This is a genomic window from Peredibacter sp. HCB2-198 (genome assembly GCF_045999315.1).
In the GTDB taxonomy this organism is placed as follows: domain Bacteria; phylum Bdellovibrionota; class Bacteriovoracia; order Bacteriovoracales; family Bacteriovoracaceae; genus Peredibacter.
On sequence record NZ_CP174607.1, the window covers coordinates 901,154 to 916,909 of the forward strand.

General features: G+C 43.6%; 15 protein-coding genes and 5 tRNA genes. 1 reads left to right on the forward strand and 19 read right to left on the reverse strand.

Annotated elements, in window-relative coordinates:
- Positions 1-17: 17 nt before the first annotated feature.
- The 17 genes from rpoB to ACJVC5_RS04705 form a co-directional block, all read right to left on the reverse strand.
- A complete protein-coding gene (gene rpoB / locus ACJVC5_RS04625; RefSeq protein WP_408098209.1) occupies positions 18-4,139 on the reverse strand; it encodes a DNA-directed RNA polymerase subunit beta in 4,122 nt (1,373 codons plus the stop codon).
- 116 nt (positions 4,140-4,255) lie between these two features.
- On the reverse strand, positions 4,256-4,627 hold the full coding sequence (gene rplL / locus ACJVC5_RS04630) for a 50S ribosomal protein L7/L12 (RefSeq protein WP_408098210.1): 372 nt from the start codon (positions 4,625-4,627) through the stop codon (positions 4,256-4,258).
- A gap of 47 nt (positions 4,628-4,674) precedes the next feature.
- Positions 4,675-5,175, reverse strand: coding sequence for a 50S ribosomal protein L10 (gene rplJ, locus ACJVC5_RS04635; RefSeq protein WP_408098211.1), 501 nt, complete (start codon positions 5,173-5,175; stop codon positions 4,675-4,677).
- A gap of 104 nt (positions 5,176-5,279) precedes the next feature.
- On the reverse strand, positions 5,280-5,984 hold the full coding sequence (gene rplA, locus ACJVC5_RS04640) for a 50S ribosomal protein L1 (protein WP_408098212.1): 705 nt from the start codon (positions 5,982-5,984) through the stop codon (positions 5,280-5,282).
- 45 nt (positions 5,985-6,029) lie between these two features.
- A complete protein-coding gene (gene rplK, locus ACJVC5_RS04645; RefSeq protein WP_408098213.1) occupies positions 6,030-6,458 on the reverse strand; it encodes a 50S ribosomal protein L11 in 429 nt (142 codons plus the stop codon).
- Positions 6,459-6,504: 46 nt separating this feature from the next.
- A complete protein-coding gene (gene nusG / locus ACJVC5_RS04650; protein WP_408098214.1) occupies positions 6,505-7,080 on the reverse strand; it encodes a transcription termination/antitermination protein NusG in 576 nt (191 codons plus the stop codon).
- Positions 7,081-7,091: 11 nt separating this feature from the next.
- A complete protein-coding gene (gene secE, locus ACJVC5_RS04655; RefSeq protein WP_408098215.1) occupies positions 7,092-7,481 on the reverse strand; it encodes a preprotein translocase subunit SecE in 390 nt (129 codons plus the stop codon).
- Positions 7,482-7,724: 243 nt separating this feature from the next.
- Positions 7,725-7,800: transfer RNA gene (locus tag ACJVC5_RS04660), tRNA-Trp, on the reverse strand.
- Positions 7,801-7,884: 84 nt separating this feature from the next.
- A complete protein-coding gene (gene tuf / locus ACJVC5_RS04665) occupies positions 7,885-9,075 on the reverse strand; it encodes an elongation factor Tu (RefSeq protein WP_408098206.1) in 1,191 nt (396 codons plus the stop codon).
- A 114-nt stretch (positions 9,076-9,189) separates the two neighbouring features.
- Positions 9,190-9,264: transfer RNA gene (locus ACJVC5_RS04670), tRNA-Thr, on the reverse strand.
- 53 nt (positions 9,265-9,317) lie between these two features.
- Positions 9,318-9,393 (reverse strand) — tRNA-Gly (locus ACJVC5_RS04675).
- A gap of 13 nt (positions 9,394-9,406) precedes the next feature.
- Positions 9,407-9,492, reverse strand: a tRNA-Tyr gene (locus ACJVC5_RS04680).
- Positions 9,493-9,539: 47 nt separating this feature from the next.
- Positions 9,540-9,615: transfer RNA gene (locus tag ACJVC5_RS04685), tRNA-Thr, on the reverse strand.
- 74 nt (positions 9,616-9,689) lie between these two features.
- Positions 9,690-10,448 carry a TrmH family RNA methyltransferase gene (locus tag ACJVC5_RS04690; RefSeq protein ID WP_408098216.1) on the reverse strand — a complete coding sequence of 253 codons (759 nt, stop codon included), beginning with the start codon at positions 10,446-10,448 and terminating at the stop codon, positions 9,690-9,692.
- 92 nt (positions 10,449-10,540) lie between these two features.
- Positions 10,541-12,271, reverse strand: coding sequence for a proline--tRNA ligase (locus tag ACJVC5_RS04695; protein ID WP_408098217.1), 1,731 nt, complete (start codon positions 12,269-12,271; stop codon positions 10,541-10,543).
- An 8-nt stretch (positions 12,272-12,279) separates the two neighbouring features.
- Positions 12,280-12,663, reverse strand: a complete 384-nt coding sequence (locus ACJVC5_RS04700) for a hypothetical protein (protein WP_408098218.1) — start codon at positions 12,661-12,663, stop codon at positions 12,280-12,282.
- Between the two features lie 77 nt (positions 12,664-12,740).
- Positions 12,741-13,202, reverse strand: a complete 462-nt coding sequence (locus ACJVC5_RS04705) for a nucleoside deaminase (RefSeq protein WP_408098219.1) — start codon at positions 13,200-13,202, stop codon at positions 12,741-12,743.
- Between the two features lie 30 nt (positions 13,203-13,232).
- Between ACJVC5_RS04705 and ACJVC5_RS04710 the strand changes: the two genes are divergently transcribed.
- The gene (locus ACJVC5_RS04710) at positions 13,233-13,748 is read left to right on the forward strand and encodes a GNAT family N-acetyltransferase (protein ID WP_408098220.1); all 516 of its coding nucleotides are present in this window, start codon (positions 13,233-13,235) and stop codon (positions 13,746-13,748) included.
- Here ACJVC5_RS04710 and lpxC read toward each other — a convergent pair.
- Both lpxC and ruvB read right to left on the reverse strand, forming a co-directional pair.
- Complete coding sequence (gene lpxC, locus ACJVC5_RS04715) at positions 13,740-14,657, reverse strand: UDP-3-O-acyl-N-acetylglucosamine deacetylase (RefSeq protein ID WP_408098221.1); 918 nt, start codon at positions 14,655-14,657, stop codon at positions 13,740-13,742. The two genes, ACJVC5_RS04710 and lpxC, sit on opposite strands and share 9 nt — an antisense overlap.
- 114 nt (positions 14,658-14,771) lie before the next feature.
- Complete coding sequence (gene ruvB, locus ACJVC5_RS04720) at positions 14,772-15,755, reverse strand: Holliday junction branch migration DNA helicase RuvB (RefSeq protein WP_408098222.1); 984 nt, start codon at positions 15,753-15,755, stop codon at positions 14,772-14,774.
- Position 15,756: the final 1 nt, after the last annotated feature.

Genomic DNA, 15,756 nt, shown 5'->3' on the forward strand with positions numbered 1-15,756 from the left:
TAATCCTGTTCTAAAAATTAAAGTAATGGCTCTGCAGTCGGTTCTTCTAATTTCACATCAAGCGCAAGTGCTTGAAGCTCGCGAATTAGAACGTTAAACGACTCTGGTAAGCCTGGTTCAAGAACCTGCTCGCCTTTAACAATAGACTCATACATGCGCGTTCTACCTACAACGTCATCCGACTTAACAGTCAGGAACTCTTGTAGAGTATAAGCAGCACCGTATGCTTCAAGTGCCCACACTTCCATTTCCCCTAGACGCTGACCACCGAACTGAGCTTTACCACCAAGCGGCTGCTGAGTAACAAGTGAGTAAGGACCAGTAGAACGAGCGTGAATCTTCTCATCAACAAGGTGGTGAAGTTTCAACATGTACATTGAACCAACAGTTACTTCCTCAGAGAAAGCTTCGCCTGTGATACCGTCGAATAGAGTCGTCTTACCTGAACGATCAAGCTCAGCAAGGTCGAACATTTCTTCGATATCTTTTTCAGTAGCACCATCGAATGTCGGAGATGCGAAACGAACACCAGACTGAAGTTTTTCAGCAAGCTCTTTAACTTGAGCGTCTGAAGCTTTCTTCAACCAAGCATCAGTTTCTGGAGTCTTATAGATCTTAGAGATAAGATCTTTAATTCTGTTAAGCTCCATTTGCTCTTCCATCATGTAACGAATCTTGTCACCAAGACCGCGACCTGCCCAACCAAGGTGAAGCTCGAAGAGCTGACCGATGTTCATACGTGAAGGAACCCCTAGTGGGTTAAGCACGATTTCTACCGGTGTACCGTCGGCCATATATGGCATGTCTTCAACTGGAAGAACGCGAGAGATAACCCCTTTGTTACCGTGACGACCCGCCATTTTATCACCCGGCTGAAGCTTACGCTTAATCGCGATGTAAACAACGACTTTCTTGATAACACCAGGAGGAAGCTCGTCACCTTTGTGAAGCTTAGCAATTTCCTCGTTCGCTTTCGCACGTACACGATTGATACGGTTACGGATGTCAGCGAAGTACTCAGAAAGCTTCTCTTCAAGATCAGCTTTAAGAGGTAGGTATCCGATAAGCTCGAAAGGAATAGAGTAAAGAACTTCTTCTGTAATCTTAGTTCCTTTCTTCAATAGTTCAGATGAACCATCTTCAGAAACGAGTTTATCTTCAGTAACAGCACCACCAAGCATGTCAGCGATTTTCTTAATTGCTGAACGTTGGATGGCCTTAATTTCAATGTTCTCATCACGACGGATAAGAGCAGTTTCTTTTTCAATGATCGCTTTAGAACGAGCATCTAGTTCAACACCTTCACGAGTGAAGACGTGAGCGTCGATTACTGTACCGCGAACTGAAGAAGGAACGCGAAGAGAAGTATCTTTAACGTCTCCGGCCTTATCACCGAAGATCGCTTTAAGAAGTTTTTCTTCTGGAGAAAGTTGAGTCTCACCTTTTGGAGTGATCTTACCAACTAGGATGTCTCCTGGTTTTACGATCGCACCAACGCGGATGATACCAGCTTCATCAAGGTCTTTTAGGGCCTCTTCAGAAACGTTTGGAATATCGCGAGTGATTTCTTCTTTACCAAGTTTTGTATCACGAGCTTCCACTTCGTAGTTTTCGATGTGGATCGTTGTGAACACGTCTTGAGCAAGGATCTTCTCGTTAATTAGGATCGAGTCTTCGTAGTTGTAACCACCCCATGGCATGAATGCCACAAGGATGTTTTGACCAAGAGCCAGATCTCCAAGGTGAGTTGCTGGACCGTCGGCGATTACATCACCTTCGTGAACGCGGTCACCTTCTTTAACAAGAGCTTTCTGGTTAATAGAAGTGTTTTGGTTAGAACGCTGATATTTAACAAGCTTGTAAACATCTACGCCTGATTCTTCTTCTTTGAAGTTATCACGCTGGATAACGATACGGTTAGAATCAACGAAGATTACTTTACCGTCGTGTTCAGCGAATAGAATCGCACCAGAGTCACGAGCAACAGTTGATTCAACACCTGTACCAACAAGAGGAGCGTCAGTTTTAACAACTGGCACTGCCTGTCTCATCATGTTTGAACCCATTAGTGCGCGGTTAGCATCATCGTGCTCAAGGAACGGAATCAATGAAGTAGCGATCGAGATCATTTGCGATGGAGAAACGTCCATCAAATCAACTTCAGAGGCGTCAACTAGTGCAAGTTCACCCTGCTTACGAGCAGCGATCATGTTACCAGCAACTTTACCGTCTTTAATGAAGTGATTATCAGCTTGAGCGATAATTTTTCCTTCTTCTTCGAAAGAAGAGAAGTACTTGATCTTCTTCTCAATTGAGCGATCTTCGTTAACAACACGGTACGGAGATTCAATGAATCCGTACTCAGAAACTTTCGCGTATGTAGCAAGAGACGTGATTAGACCAATGTTTGGTCCCTCTGGAGTCTCAATTGGACACATACGACCGTAGTGAGTTGCGTGAACGTCACGTACTTCGAAACCAGCGCGCTCACGAGTTAGACCGCCTGGGCCTAGAGCTGAAAGACGACGCTTGTGTGTTACTTCAGAAAGTGGGTTTGTTTGATCCATGAACTGAGACAATTGAGAAGATCCGAAGAACTCCTTAACTGCAGCAGCAACTGGTTTTTGGTTCACAAGATCGTGCGGCATCATCGTGTCGAGTTCTTGAATCGACATTCTTTCTTTTACCGCTCTTTCCATACGAACTAGACCAACACGGAATTGGTTCTCAAGAAGTTCACCAACCGCACGTACACGACGGTTACCAAGGTGATCGATATCATCAACTTGACCTTTACCGTTGTTAAGATCCACTAGGTACTTAACAGTTGTAAGGATGTCTTCTTTCGTAAGAACTGTGTTCTCTACAGGAATATCAAGACCGAACTTATAGTTGATCTTCATACGGCCTACTTTAGATAGGTCATATTTTGCTGCTGTAAAGAATAGACCGCCGAAAAGAGTTTCAGCAGCTTCAATTGTTGGAGGCTCACCTGGACGAAGTCTTTCAAAAATTTTGATTAGAGCTTCTTCTGTAGAGTGAGTTTTATCTAGATAAAGTGTGTTTCTGATTTGATCAGAGTAGTTCACGTTATCAATGTAGATAGTTTCAACTGACTTGATACCAGCTTTGATAAATTCGAAAATCTTAGATTCAGTAAGAGCTTCGTTTGCAGAAGCGATAACTTCACCTGTTGATTTGTCGTAGATATCGTCAGCAATAACTTTCCCAACAACTTCTTCAAGTTTAAGAGGAAGAGCTTTAAGACCAGATTCCTGAAGTTTTTTAACTGCAGGTTTAGTGATCTTCTTGCCTTTTTTGATGATCGCTTCACCAGTTTTTGGGTGAAGGATATCGTCATCAATACGAGCACCAACGAGTAGGTCGTAATCTAGCTCACGAGAATAACCTTTCTCAGAAAGATTGATTTTCTCAAGAGGATAGAAGGCCTTAAGAAGGTCAGCTACAGAGTAGCCCATTGCTTTAAGGATAACTGTTGCGTGGAACTTACGTTTACGGTCGATACGAGCGTAAAGAATGTTCTTATGATCGAATTCGAAATCCAACCATGAACCACGGTGAGGGATGATACGAGCTGAGTAAAGAAGCTTACCAGAAGAGTGCTTTTTACCAGAATCGTGTTCAAAAATGATCCCTGGAGAACGGTGAAGCTGAGAAACGATTACGCGCTCAGTACCGTTGAATATGAACGACCCAGTTGGGGCCATTAAAGGAATGTTACCTAGGTAAACTTCCTGTTCTTTAATTGATGAAATAGTACGCTGACCATCTTCACGCTCTGAAGTCATATCGTAGAAGATTAGGCGAACAGTCACCTTCAATGGTGATTCATATGAAAGACCGCGGGCACGACATTCACCCACTGAGTATTTAGGCTCTTCTAGTGTGTAACTAACGAACTCTAGAGATACAGTCTTGTTGAAATCGAAAATTGGGAAAATAGACTTGAAGACAGCCTGAAGGCCCTTATCTTCACGTTTTGCAGGAGGGATATCTTTTTGAAGGAAATCCTCGTACGAGCTGATCTGCAGTTTCATCAAGCTCGGCGGTGACATCACATAGTCGTTTTTGCTGAAACTTCTACGTGTCCACTCGTTTGGTGCAAATACTTTTGTCATTTAATGACTCCTGAGTATGTAGGGCTCAACTAACTAAAAAATTCTTCTAAAACGCAAAAATGGAAGCAGGTTTTAGGCCTGCTTCCATGGAATCCCGAGGGACTATGAGAACGAAATTACTTAACTTCGACTTTAGCGCCGGCAGCTTCAAGCTTCTTCTTAAGCTCAGCAGCTTCATCTTTCGATACGCCTTCTTTAACAGTCTTAGGCGCGCCTTCTACTAGATCTTTAGCTTCTTTAAGACCTAGACCAGTGATAGCACGTACTTCTTTAATTACGTTAATTGGAGAAGCACCTTTATCAGCAAGTACTACTGTGAATTCAGTTTTTTCTTCAGCAGCAGGACCAGCAGCAGCAGCGCCACCAGCAACAGCTACAGGAGCTGCAGATACGCCGAATTTAGTTTCAAGTTCTTTAACTAGGTTAGCTAGGTCAAGAACTGACATTTTTGATACGTGCTCGATTAGTTGTTCGTTAGTGATAGACATAAAATCTCCTAAAATTCTTTAAAATGTTAATGTTTTGAACGCAATTATTAAGCGTTCTGTTTTTCTTTCTGCTCTTGAATAGCAAAAAGTACTCTAGCAAAAGCTGATACTGGCGCATTAAATGTAGCAAGTAATGTTCCAAGCATTTGTGGACGAGATGGCAATTTCGCAAGGGCCACAACGTCTGCTTTTGATAGTTTTTGTTCGCCGAGCTGACCGCCACGAATTGTGACGATATTCTCGAACTCACCTGAAGCATCGTTAACGATTTTCGCAACTGCTGCTGCGTCTTCGTAAGCGAATGCCACACAGCTAGTTCCCTTCAGATCAGAAAGTAGACCTTCAGCAAATGTACCTTTAGCCGCGCGAGCGAAAAGAGTGTTACGAGTAACGACCATGTGGCCTTTAGCTTCGCGAACATTCTTTCTGATTCTTACCGAATCAACTGAAGGGATACCTACGAGGTTTGTTAAGAAGACAGCTTGTGACTTCTCAATTTTCTCTTTGATCGAAGAAACTACTGCGTCTTTTTCTGCACGTGTCATCATAGTTTCATTCCTCCGTTAATATTACATGGAGGGGAGTTTCGGCGGGCTTTACACTTCATTGTGAAGAAACCTGCTGTCTTCAACCCCTTCAAAGTCTTAATTTATTATAGTGATACCGTAGATGCGTCGTTAGCATCGATCTTCACGCCTGGGCCCATAGTAGTGCTGATTGTAAGCGACTTAACATATGTACCTTTAGCAGAAGCTGGCTTAGCACGAAGGATCGCGCCGCAAACAGCTTTGAAGTTATCCATAAGCTGAGCTTCAGTGAAAGATTTTTTACCAATTGGAACGTGTACGATACCAGTTTTATCAGCACGGTATTCAACTTTACCGGCTTTTTGCTCAGCGATTGCCTTAGCTACGTCAGTAGTAACTGTACCTAGCTTAGGGTTCGGCATAAGACCACGTGGACCAAGTACGCGAGCGATCTTACCGATCTTACCCATCATATCTGGAGTCGCGATTACGCGATCGAATTCCATCCAACCACCAGCGATTTTATTGATGATGTCGTCACCACCAACGAAGTCAGCACCAGCTTTTTCAGCTTCAGCAAGTTTTTCACCTGCAGTGATAACTACAACAGTTGTCTTCTTACCAGTACCAGCTGGCATAACGATCGCACCACGAACCATTTGGTCAGCGTGACGAGGGTCAATACCAAGACGGAAAGCAAGATCAACAGTTTCGTCGAATTTAGCGTAAGCAGAAGACTTAGCAAGAGCTACGGCCTCAGCAACTGAGTAAAGCTTTGTAGAATCAACTTTCTTCGCGGCTTCTTTATATTTTGGCGATACTTTTTTCATTTTTAATCCTTATCGGTTCAAACGACCTTTATGGGGTCTCCCGTATTACTTATAATCTAGTTTAAGACCCATAGAACGGATTGACCCTTCTACAGTACGCTTAGCAGCCTCGTGAGATGCAGCAGTAAGATCTGGTTCTTTAGCTTTTGCAACTTCAGAAACAACCTTCTCAGAAACTGAGCCTGCAACTTCGTGACCTGGCTTCTTAGAACCAGACTGAAGCTTAAGCTTATCTTTGATTAGATAAGTAGCTGGTGGAGTCTTAGTTACGAATGTGAAAGTTCTGTCCGAATAAACAGTGATGATTGTCGGAAGAACAACACCCATGTCTTTCTGTGTACGAGCATTGAATGCCTTACAGAATTCCATGATGTTCACACCACGTTGACCAAGAGCTGGACCAATTGGTGGAGATGGGTTTGCTTTCCCACCTGCGATTTGAAGCTTGATAAAGCCTGTGACTTTCTTAGCCATGATTACTCCTTGCGGTCTTAACGACTACCGTCTCCCGCTTTAATTATTAAACCTTCTCTACTTGAGAGAATTCTAGTTCTACTGGTGTCGGACGACCAAAGATCGAAACCTGAACCTTCACTTTACCTTTGTCAGAAATGGCTTCTACCACACCAACGAATGAAGCGAATGGCCCTTCGATAACTTTTACAGAATCACCTTCTGAGAAGTTAGCAACTGAACGAGTGCGCTTGAAACCTTCTGCAAGAGAAGCTGTCATTGAAGCTGCTTCCTCGTCAGAGATCGGCATTGGTTTATCTTTAGTACCGCCAATGAAGCCGGTAATTTTGTCTGTGTCTTTAACTAAGTGCCATGTCTTTTCAGTCATGATCATTTTGATAAGAACGTAACCAGGGAAGAATTTCTTCTTCATTGTTCTCTTCTTACCATTTACGTTCGCAACAACTGATTCTTCAGGAACCATGATCTCTGCGAAGTATTCAGTCATATTGTGATTCACAATACGCTCTTTAAGAGTTTTAAGAACGCGGTTCTCGAATCCACTTAGTACGTGAACGATATACCACTTGAAGTCTGGAGAATCGCCAGTAGCGAGAACTCTCTCTGTATTTGAATCAGTCATTCTATTGATCCTTATTTATTAACGAGACCTAGAAGGTAGTTGGCGCTGAAATCGAAAAATCCGAAAACAAAACCAAAGATAGTAACAGCAATAAGAATCACAAATGTGTGTCTCCAAGTTTGCTGACTATCAGGCCAAACTACTTTCATAATTTCTTGATAAACATTCGTAAGAAACTCTGAAGATTTTGGATTCTTCATAATGCCCACGTAAGCACCAACTGCAATAAGCACTGATACCACTTGCGATACAGCATGGAAGTAAGGAATCATTGTCTCTAGAGCGAACCATTCAGCAAGCTTTTCAAAGAAGCTGATGAGAACATAACCAACAAGAATACAAACAACGGCAACCGTCGCTTGAATCCACTTCTTGCCTTCATCATTAGAAGCCACAGCCATTTAAAACCTCAATTTAAACTGAAACGAATTCCCATTTATGCAAAATCATGTGAATTCTGTCTACAAAAAACGTATTTACTTTTTATTGAAAATAGGATCTCTGACGAGGCCAGTCAACATTCGCCTTCAGAGTAAGAAATTTAAACTGGCCAGATTTGGGATTAAAACCATTGAGCTAGTCAAGGCGACCTGAACCTATAAACTCTTTTGATAATGATTTCTCGTGGAATTTTAGACGTTTAGTGGCGGGTGCAGAGGGATTCGAACCCCCAACCTAATGATTTGGAATCATTCGCTCTACCGTTGGAGCTATACACCCAAGGGACAAAAAAATCCGCTCGCTGGCGGATTAAATAAGCTTGGGTTAACTGAGCGAACTCAGCTAACCCAAAGCATTATAAAATTAAGCTAGGATATCAGATACAGTACCGGCACCGATTGTACGGCCACCTTCACGGATCGCGAAACGAAGACCCTTCTCCATAGCTACTGGAGCGATAAGCTCTACAGCGAAAGAAGTGTTATCGCCTGGCATAATCATCTCAACACCATCGTTAAGAGTGATTGAACCAGTTACGTCTGTAGTTCTGAAGTAGAACTGAGGACGGTAACCTTTGAAGATTGGAGTATGACGCCCACCCTCTTCTTTTGTAAGGATATAAACTTCGCAACGGAATTTAGCGTGAGGCTTAACCGTTCCTGGTTTAATCATACACTGACCACGCTCAACGTCTTCACGCTTAGTACCGCGAAGAAGAAGACCAACGTTATCACCTGCACGACCTTCGTCAAGAAGCTTACGGAACATCTCAACACCAGTGATCGTAGATTTTTGAGCTTCTTTGATACCGATGATTTCGATTTCTTCACCAACTTTAACGATACCACGCTCTACACGGCCAGTTACTACTGTACCACGACCAGAGATTGAGAACACGTCCTCAACTGGCATAAGGAATGGCTTATCAATATCACGAGCTGGAGTCGGGATATAAGCATCTACTTGGTTCATTAGTTCAACGATTGCTTTCTCACCGATTTCTGGATCACGGCCTTCAACAGCAGCAAGAGCAGAACCCTTAACTACAGGAATATCGTCACCAGGGAATTGGTACTTAGAAAGAAGCTCTCTGATCTCCATTTCTACTAGATCAAGAAGTTCTTTATCGTCTACTTGGTCAACTTTGTTCATGAATACTACGATCGCTGGTACACCTACCTGACGAGCAAGAAGGATGTGCTCACGAGTCTGAGGCATAGGGCCGTCAGCTGCAGAACAAACTAGAATAGCGCCGTCCATCTGAGCAGCACCAGTAATCATGTTCTTAACGTAGTCAGCGTGACCCGGACAATCTACGTGAGCGTAGTGACGGTTAGCTGTTGTATATTCAACGTGTGCAGTATTGATTGTAATACCACGAGCTTTTTCTTCAGGAGCTGAGTCAATATCAGCGTATGACTTAGCAGTACCACCATAAACTTTCGCCATAGTCATAGTAATAGCAGCAGTTAGTGTTGTTTTACCGTGATCCACGTGACCGATAGTACCGATGTTTACGTGCGGCTTACTACGATCAAATTTTTCCTTAGCCATGGGGCTTCTCCTTCAAAGTTATTAAGGTCCGAGTTATCTGTGTTTTTGACTGGTAGAGTATGCTCTACCTTGCCTTTAATGACAATAAAAAAAACCTACCGCCTCATAGAGAAATGGAGCTCACGACGAGGATTGAACTCGTGACCTCTTCCTTACCAAGGAAGTACTCTACCACTGAGCCACGTGAGCTTTAATTATCTATGGGGATTAATTCAGGTTTGTGTTGCTCCATCTCATTAAAATGGAGCGGGCGAAGAGATTCGAACTCTCGACATCCACCTTGGAAGGGTGGCGCTCTACCAACTGAGCTACGCCCGCAAGTTCTAAAAAATGGTGGCGTGGGGTGGATTCGAACCACCGAAAGACGAATCTGGCAGATTTACAGTCTGCTCCCTTTGGCCACTCGGGAACCACGCCGATTCCTTCCTAATTTTGCTGAACCCGAGGGGTTCATCAGAATTAAGTGGAGCTGCTCACAGGAATCGAACCTGCGACCTACGGTTTACAAAACCGTTGCTCTACCAACTGAGCTAGAGCAGCCCATACATCCTCGATAATATCGATGAGTTTGAAATTTATAATGTCAGCAGCTTACGAAATCAAGCTTTTTTAAATCAAATACCAAAACATTTTTCCATCGCAATGGCCGCGGCGGATGAAACGTTAAGGGATTTTATCTCTCCCTGAGAGGGAAGACTCATATTTTTCTGCACTAAACGGGCGACAGCATTGGAAAGACCGGTTTCCTCGGCACCCAGCAGCAAACAAATTTTATTCTGTGACCGTAATTCATTTTGGGTCAAATTCTCAGAAGAATGCTCCGACAATCCTACCGTTAAATAGCCCGCTTCGTTTAACTGGCCAACAGCACGGCTTAAAGAATTCACACGAATAAGATTCACGTATTCAACTGCGCCAGAGGCAATTCGATAGAATGAAGGAGTTAATCCGAATGATTTTTCAGAGGGAACAAGCACTCCATTCACTCCGTAGAAACAAGCTGAACGAAGAATAGCAGCACCATTATGTACATCTGTAATTTGATCAAGTGCTAAGAGACGAGCATCCGGACGCTTTAAATACTCTTGCAGAGTATAAGTTTGAATCGGAGACGTCTGAAGGTAAATTCCAGAGGGAACTCGAGTGAAATCCAGATCCAAATGAGCACATAGTTTCTTCGCCTGCTCTTGGAGAGCGTGAGAAGAAAGAATATCAGTTTTTACGTTGTAGTTTTTAGGAACGATTCGGTGTTTTTTCTGAAGCTCTTGAAGACCTTCATCAGTCGCCACCAGTTTCATGTGAGAACGAGCAGGGTTTTTAAGCGCGGCCGCAATACTATGAAGTCCAAAAATTAAATCGAAATCAGCGCTCACAGAGGGCCCCCTAAATCATTTCACGAGTTTGTCTCTGTATAATGAGTTTAAGGGGCCTATTGCAAGAATTATTTAGAGATCAGTACCTTTCTTCACGCCCAACGGCCAAGTTCTTCAAGCTTCTTCTTGATCGTTGGAACAAGATCATCTTTCTTCACTTTAAGCGTCTCACCAGTTTTACGAATTTTCACTTCGATTTCACCAGTGGCAAGATAATCTCTCTCCCCAAGTGTCACTCTTAGAGGTAGACCGATAAGATCAGCGTCCTTGAACATTTGACCTGGGCCCAGCTGTCGATCATCGAATAGAGTTTCTAGACCCGCTTTCTTGATTGAAGAATTGAGTTCCTCGACCAGAGCTTTCGTCTCAGGAGTTTTACCAATGAAGCAAAGATAAACGTCATATGGAGCGATTGAGGCCGGCCAGATGATTCCGTCTTTGTCGTTATTTTGTTCGATAGCAGCGGCCATCACACGAGTCATTCCGATACCGTAACAGCCCATAAGCGGAGTGATGCCTTTGCCCTGCTCATTTAGCACGGTTACTTTCATCGCCTTCGTGTACTTGTCACCAAGTTGGAAGATGTGACCAACTTCGATCCCTTTTTTAAGCACGATTTGATCGTCACCGATGTAATCGCCTTCTTTCGCCAAACGCATGTCCGCGCGGAAGTGCTTAGGTTTTGTATCACGAGCAGGCACGAAGCCCTTCATGTGATGATCGGCCTCATTAGCACCCACCACGTATGAGGCGTTCATATCAATCGCTTCATCGTAAATCACTTTGAAGCCTTCAGCAGTTGTTCCAGGACCCATAAAGCCCTTCACAAGACCTAGACGATCAAGTTCCGCTTGCTGAGCTGGACGAATGTGTTCAGCGTTTACTTTGTTTTTAAATTTCACTTCGTTAAGTGAATCATCACCCAGTAGCATCACCATGAAAAACTGGTCTTTGCCGTTAATCACTGCGTGCATGATGAGAGATTTTAGAGACTGAGTGATCGGCATGCCATGAGCAGCACACACTTCTTCACAAGTCTTCTGATTAGGTGTTGCGAACTTTGTGAGTTCGGCCGCTGGTGCTGAAGCAATGTTCTTACGAACAGTGATCGCTTTTTCGATGTTCGCGGCAAATTTCGTACGAGGAATTGTTACCACGTAATCTTCACCGTTATCCGCCACAACCTGAAACTCGTGAGTTTTAGCTCCCCCACCGGCCATCGTACCGCCGTCAGCTTCGACCGCGATAAACTCCAGACCCATACGACGGAAAATGTTTTCATAAGCGCCGTAGATCTCTTCGTAGAATTTATCGAGTGAATCTTTATCATTATGGAACGAGTAACCGTCTTTCATAATGAATTCACGAGCACGCATCAGACCGAAACGAGGACGAATCTCATCACGGAATTTGGTATTGATGTGATAAAGGCAAACTGGAAGTTGCTTATAAGAATTCACGGTGCGACGGAAAAGGTCCGTCACCGTTTCTTCGTTGGTTGGAGACACACAAAGCTCGCGCTCAGCACGGTCCTTCATCTTAAGCATCTGTCCGCCCATGGCGTCCCAGCGACCTGACTCTTGCCAAAGTTCAGCAGGAGTAATTACCGGCATCAGAACTTCAAAGCAGTTGATCTTATCCAGCTCTTCACGAACGATGTTTTCAATTTTCTTATAAGTTTTGAAGGCCATCGGCTGAAGCGTGTAAAGACCTGCACCAGTCTTGTAGATAAGACCTGCGCGAATCATAAGTTGTTGTGAAACAACTTCAGCATCGTTTGGAGTTTCTTTTAATGTTTGCCAGTAACCTTGGGACAGTCGCATATTTCCTCTTATTTAAAAAAGCTTTCTGAATAGTAATCTTTCAGTTCGATATAAACTTTCAATTCGCAAGACTCCAATTGAGCACCTGCTTTCACAACCGGAGAAGTGTTTTCTACTTCTACAATCTCTAACTCAGTTTCCATTTGTGGGCCCGGACAATTTTTGTAATCAAAAATATAAAGGGCCATATTAAATCCACCCGGAAGAGCGAGGGGTTCAATCGCTTTCAAATAAACAACTTCACCTTTCATAAAACTCATCATGCTGTTCTGACGATAAATCGGCAGTTCGAAAGATTGAGTGATTTTATAGTCCTGACCTGGGCGAAGACTCTCCCAGCTCGTGGCCAAGGCACTGAATGAAATTAGAAATAAAGCGATAAATAAACGCATTTCCCCTCCGTGGTAATCTCTCTATAGTAGCTTAAAGCGAGAAATTATGAAATTTAGATCGCACTAGAAGCACTGCTTCAACGCATTTTCTTCCAGACATCATAAATCAATTCATCGTCGGTCTTCACTGGGTGATGATGAATGTTCATACTCTGCTCTGGAAAAGGTTTCATAAGTTCCTGATACACACTCGCCGTAGAGAGCCCGTACTTCTCCCCTTCTTGGTTTGAGTAAGCAAAGTAAACTTCCTTGATCCCAGTCATGTACATCGCAGAGAGGCACATCGGACAAGGGTTTCCGCTGGCATAAACTACACACCCATCAAGACGTGGAGATTTGAGAACCTGGCTCGCTTTTCGAATGGCAGAAAGCTCAGCGTGATCTGTGGGATCATTGGTTTTTCCAATTTCATTCACACCTGTCGCGAGCACTTTACCATCTTTTACAATCACTGCGCCAAAGGGACGTCCGTGCTCTTCAGTCACGTTTTTCCGAGCTAAATCAATCGCCATTTTTAGATAATTCTCAGCTGTACTCATAATCACCTCTTGAACTAGACTGAAGCTTATATGATCACATTTAGAACCGCCACACTTACTGATGTCGATGCTTTGAACCTACTGGTTAACTCAGCTTATCGAGGGGACTCCTCTAAAAAAGGTTGGACCACTGAAGCGGATTTACTCGGCGGACAGCGAACTGATGCAGAGAAAATCAAAGAAATGATTCAAGATCCATTCTCGCGCATTGAATTGGCGATGGAAAATGATCAGATTTTAGGTTGTGTGTATCTTAAACAGGAAAACGAAGCTCTCTACTTTGGCATGCTCACGGTTAATCCAGATCTGCAGGCGAAGGGAATCGGAAAGCTTCTGATCAACCATCTCGAATCGGTGGCCCATCATCTGAAATGTCACACTATTCGCATGACCGTGATCAGTGTCCGTACTGAGCTCATCGCTTTTTACGAGCGACGTGGTTACAAATTCACAGGGAAAACAGAACCGTTTCCGGAAAATGATCCGCGCTTTGGTCTACCCAAGACCAAACTACTCTTTCACGAATTCGCGAAGAAATTAGTGTGAAACTGTAATGAACTGCGGAAGCTTATGAGCTTCACGAACTTCTGCTTTAAGGGCAGAAGCAGATACGATTTCATAAGCTGAAGGCGTATCAAGAAGCTTGCGGCAAAGCATGTTATGAAGGTTATGACCTGACTTATAAGTCGTGATCTTACCCGCGATCTCATAACCAAGAAGACTTACGTCTCCGATGGTGTCTAAGATTTTATGGCGAACGAATTCATTGTTAAAACGAAGACCCTCAGGATTCATCACTTTATAGTCATCGAGAACGATGGCGTTATCCAGTGAACCACCTTTAATAAGGCCCTTACGCTTAAGCATATCTACATCACGTGCAAAACCAAAAGTGCGCGCACGAGCGATATCTTGAATGAAAGACTCACAAGAGAACTCAAAATCAAAACGCTGAGTCTTAATTACCGGGTGAGCGAACACGATGGTTGAATCAATCATCAGATTTGAGTGCGGATCAAATTGTGCCCACTTTCCATCTTTTTCAACTCTTACCGTATCAAGAATCACCAGGAACTTTTTTGATTTGTTGAGGTTCTTAATCCCTGTTTCCTTAAGAAGGAAAACGAAAGAAGCACCAGAACCGTCCATGATAGGAACTTCCGGGCCATCAATTTCGATTAAGCAGTTATTAATACCAAGACCATAGAGCGTACCAAGAAGGTGTTCTACAGTATGAACAGCACCAGCGCCTTCGCCGAGTGTAGTTGCATTTTCAGTTGTACCAACTGTCAGGGCGTTGGCCTTCATAGGTTGAGAATTTGGAATATCAGTACGAACAAATTGGATCCCGAAGTCAGCTTCCTGAGGAATAAGCTTCATGGTCACTTTCTTACCGGAATGAAGTCCAATCCCAGTTACCTTCACATCTTTCGCAAGCGTTCGCTGATAAATCATTTCTAACCTTATAAAAAGTCGTACATAGCCGTTCAATTATAAACGAATTTTATAACTTTGTATTAAAGAAAATTGTGCTCTATGTACATGAGTTGACTAGATTGGTCAACGAATCTAGGAAATATGTTGAATGGCCATTTCCGACAATAATCGTCCCCTAGGCGTACGAAGGATAAGTCCTTGCTTTAATAAGTACGGTTCATAGACTTCTTCGATGGTTTGCTTATCTTCCCCTAAGGTGGCAGATAGAGCGTCGATCCCAACTGGGCCTCCCTGATAGTAATTTTTCATCACTGACAGGATTTTGCGGTCCATTGAGTCGAGTCCCAGGTCATCAATATCTAATAAACTCAGGGCCGACTTCACCTCTTTAATCCCAACCGAGTGAGTACCATTTACTAATGCGAAGTCACGAACCCGGCGAAGGATTCGGTTAGCAATACGAGGAGTACCGCGAGAGCGTCGAGCGATTTGCATTTTCGCGTCTTCCGCCAAGGTAATTCCCATTTTGCGAGCGTTATTTACGATAATGATCGCGAGCATTTCTGGATCGTAGTAATCAAAGTTCAAATGGGCGGTGAAACGATCACGAAGTGGATTTGAAAGAAGACCTGAACGAGTCGTGGCCCCAATCAAGGTGAATTGCGCGAGATCAATCTGCATGGTTCGAGCAGAAGCACCCTGGCCAATGAGAATATCTAAACGGAAATCTTCCATCGCCGAATAAAGAATCTCTTCCACCGTAATATGCATTCGGTGAATCTCGTCGATGAAAAGCACATCACGAGGTTTTAAGTTCGTCATGACCGCAGCGAGGTCACCTTTCTTTTCAATCGCAGGACCTGAGACCACATGAAGTTCAGAACCAAGGCCCTTCGCGATGAGCATCGCGAGAGACGTTTTCCCCAGACCCGGAGGTCCGGAGAGAAGCACGTGATCCATGGCGGTTTTACGAACAAGTGCCGACTTCACCATGAGGTCGATGTTATCCACAACTTTTGATTGGCCAATAAACTCTGAGAAATTCTGGGGACGAAGTTGCGCCTCTTGCTCTTTTTCAGTGCGAGTGGTTTCTCCATCCATAATTCTATCGGCCATA

What these genes read in the sequence shown, in the direction of transcription:
- rplK (WP_408098213.1), bottom strand. Translation starts at nt 6,458, where the DNA reads ATGGCTAAGAAAGTCACAGGCTTTATCAAGCTTCAAATCGCAGGTGGG.
- ruvB (WP_408098222.1), bottom strand. Translation starts at nt 15,755, where the DNA reads ATGGCCGATAGAATTATGGATGGAGAAACCACTCGCACTGAAAAAGAG.
- secE (WP_408098215.1), bottom strand. Translation starts at nt 7,481, where the DNA reads ATGGCTGTGGCTTCTAATGATGAAGGCAAGAAGTGGATTCAAGCGACG.
- lpxC (WP_408098221.1), bottom strand. Translation starts at nt 14,657, where the DNA reads ATGATTTATCAGCGAACGCTTGCGAAAGATGTGAAGGTAACTGGGATT.
- ACJVC5_RS04705 (WP_408098219.1), bottom strand. Translation starts at nt 13,202, where the DNA reads ATGAGTACAGCTGAGAATTATCTAAAAATGGCGATTGATTTAGCTCGG.
- ACJVC5_RS04700 (WP_408098218.1), bottom strand. Translation starts at nt 12,663, where the DNA reads ATGCGTTTATTTATCGCTTTATTTCTAATTTCATTCAGTGCCTTGGCC.
- nusG (WP_408098214.1), bottom strand. Translation starts at nt 7,080, where the DNA reads ATGACTGATTCAAATACAGAGAGAGTTCTCGCTACTGGCGATTCTCCA.
- ACJVC5_RS04710 (WP_408098220.1), top strand. Translation starts at nt 13,233, where the DNA reads ATGATCACATTTAGAACCGCCACACTTACTGATGTCGATGCTTTGAAC.
- rplJ (WP_408098211.1), bottom strand. Translation starts at nt 5,175, where the DNA reads ATGATGACACGTGCAGAAAAAGACGCAGTAGTTTCTTCGATCAAAGAG.
- rplL (WP_408098210.1), bottom strand. Translation starts at nt 4,627, where the DNA reads ATGTCTATCACTAACGAACAACTAATCGAGCACGTATCAAAAATGTCA.
- rpoB (WP_408098209.1), bottom strand. Translation starts at nt 4,139, where the DNA reads ATGACAAAAGTATTTGCACCAAACGAGTGGACACGTAGAAGTTTCAGC.
- tuf (WP_408098206.1), bottom strand. Translation starts at nt 9,075, where the DNA reads ATGGCTAAGGAAAAATTTGATCGTAGTAAGCCGCACGTAAACATCGGT.
- ACJVC5_RS04695 (WP_408098217.1), bottom strand. Translation starts at nt 12,271, where the DNA reads ATGCGACTGTCCCAAGGTTACTGGCAAACATTAAAAGAAACTCCAAAC.
- rplA (WP_408098212.1), bottom strand. Translation starts at nt 5,984, where the DNA reads ATGAAAAAAGTATCGCCAAAATATAAAGAAGCCGCGAAGAAAGTTGAT.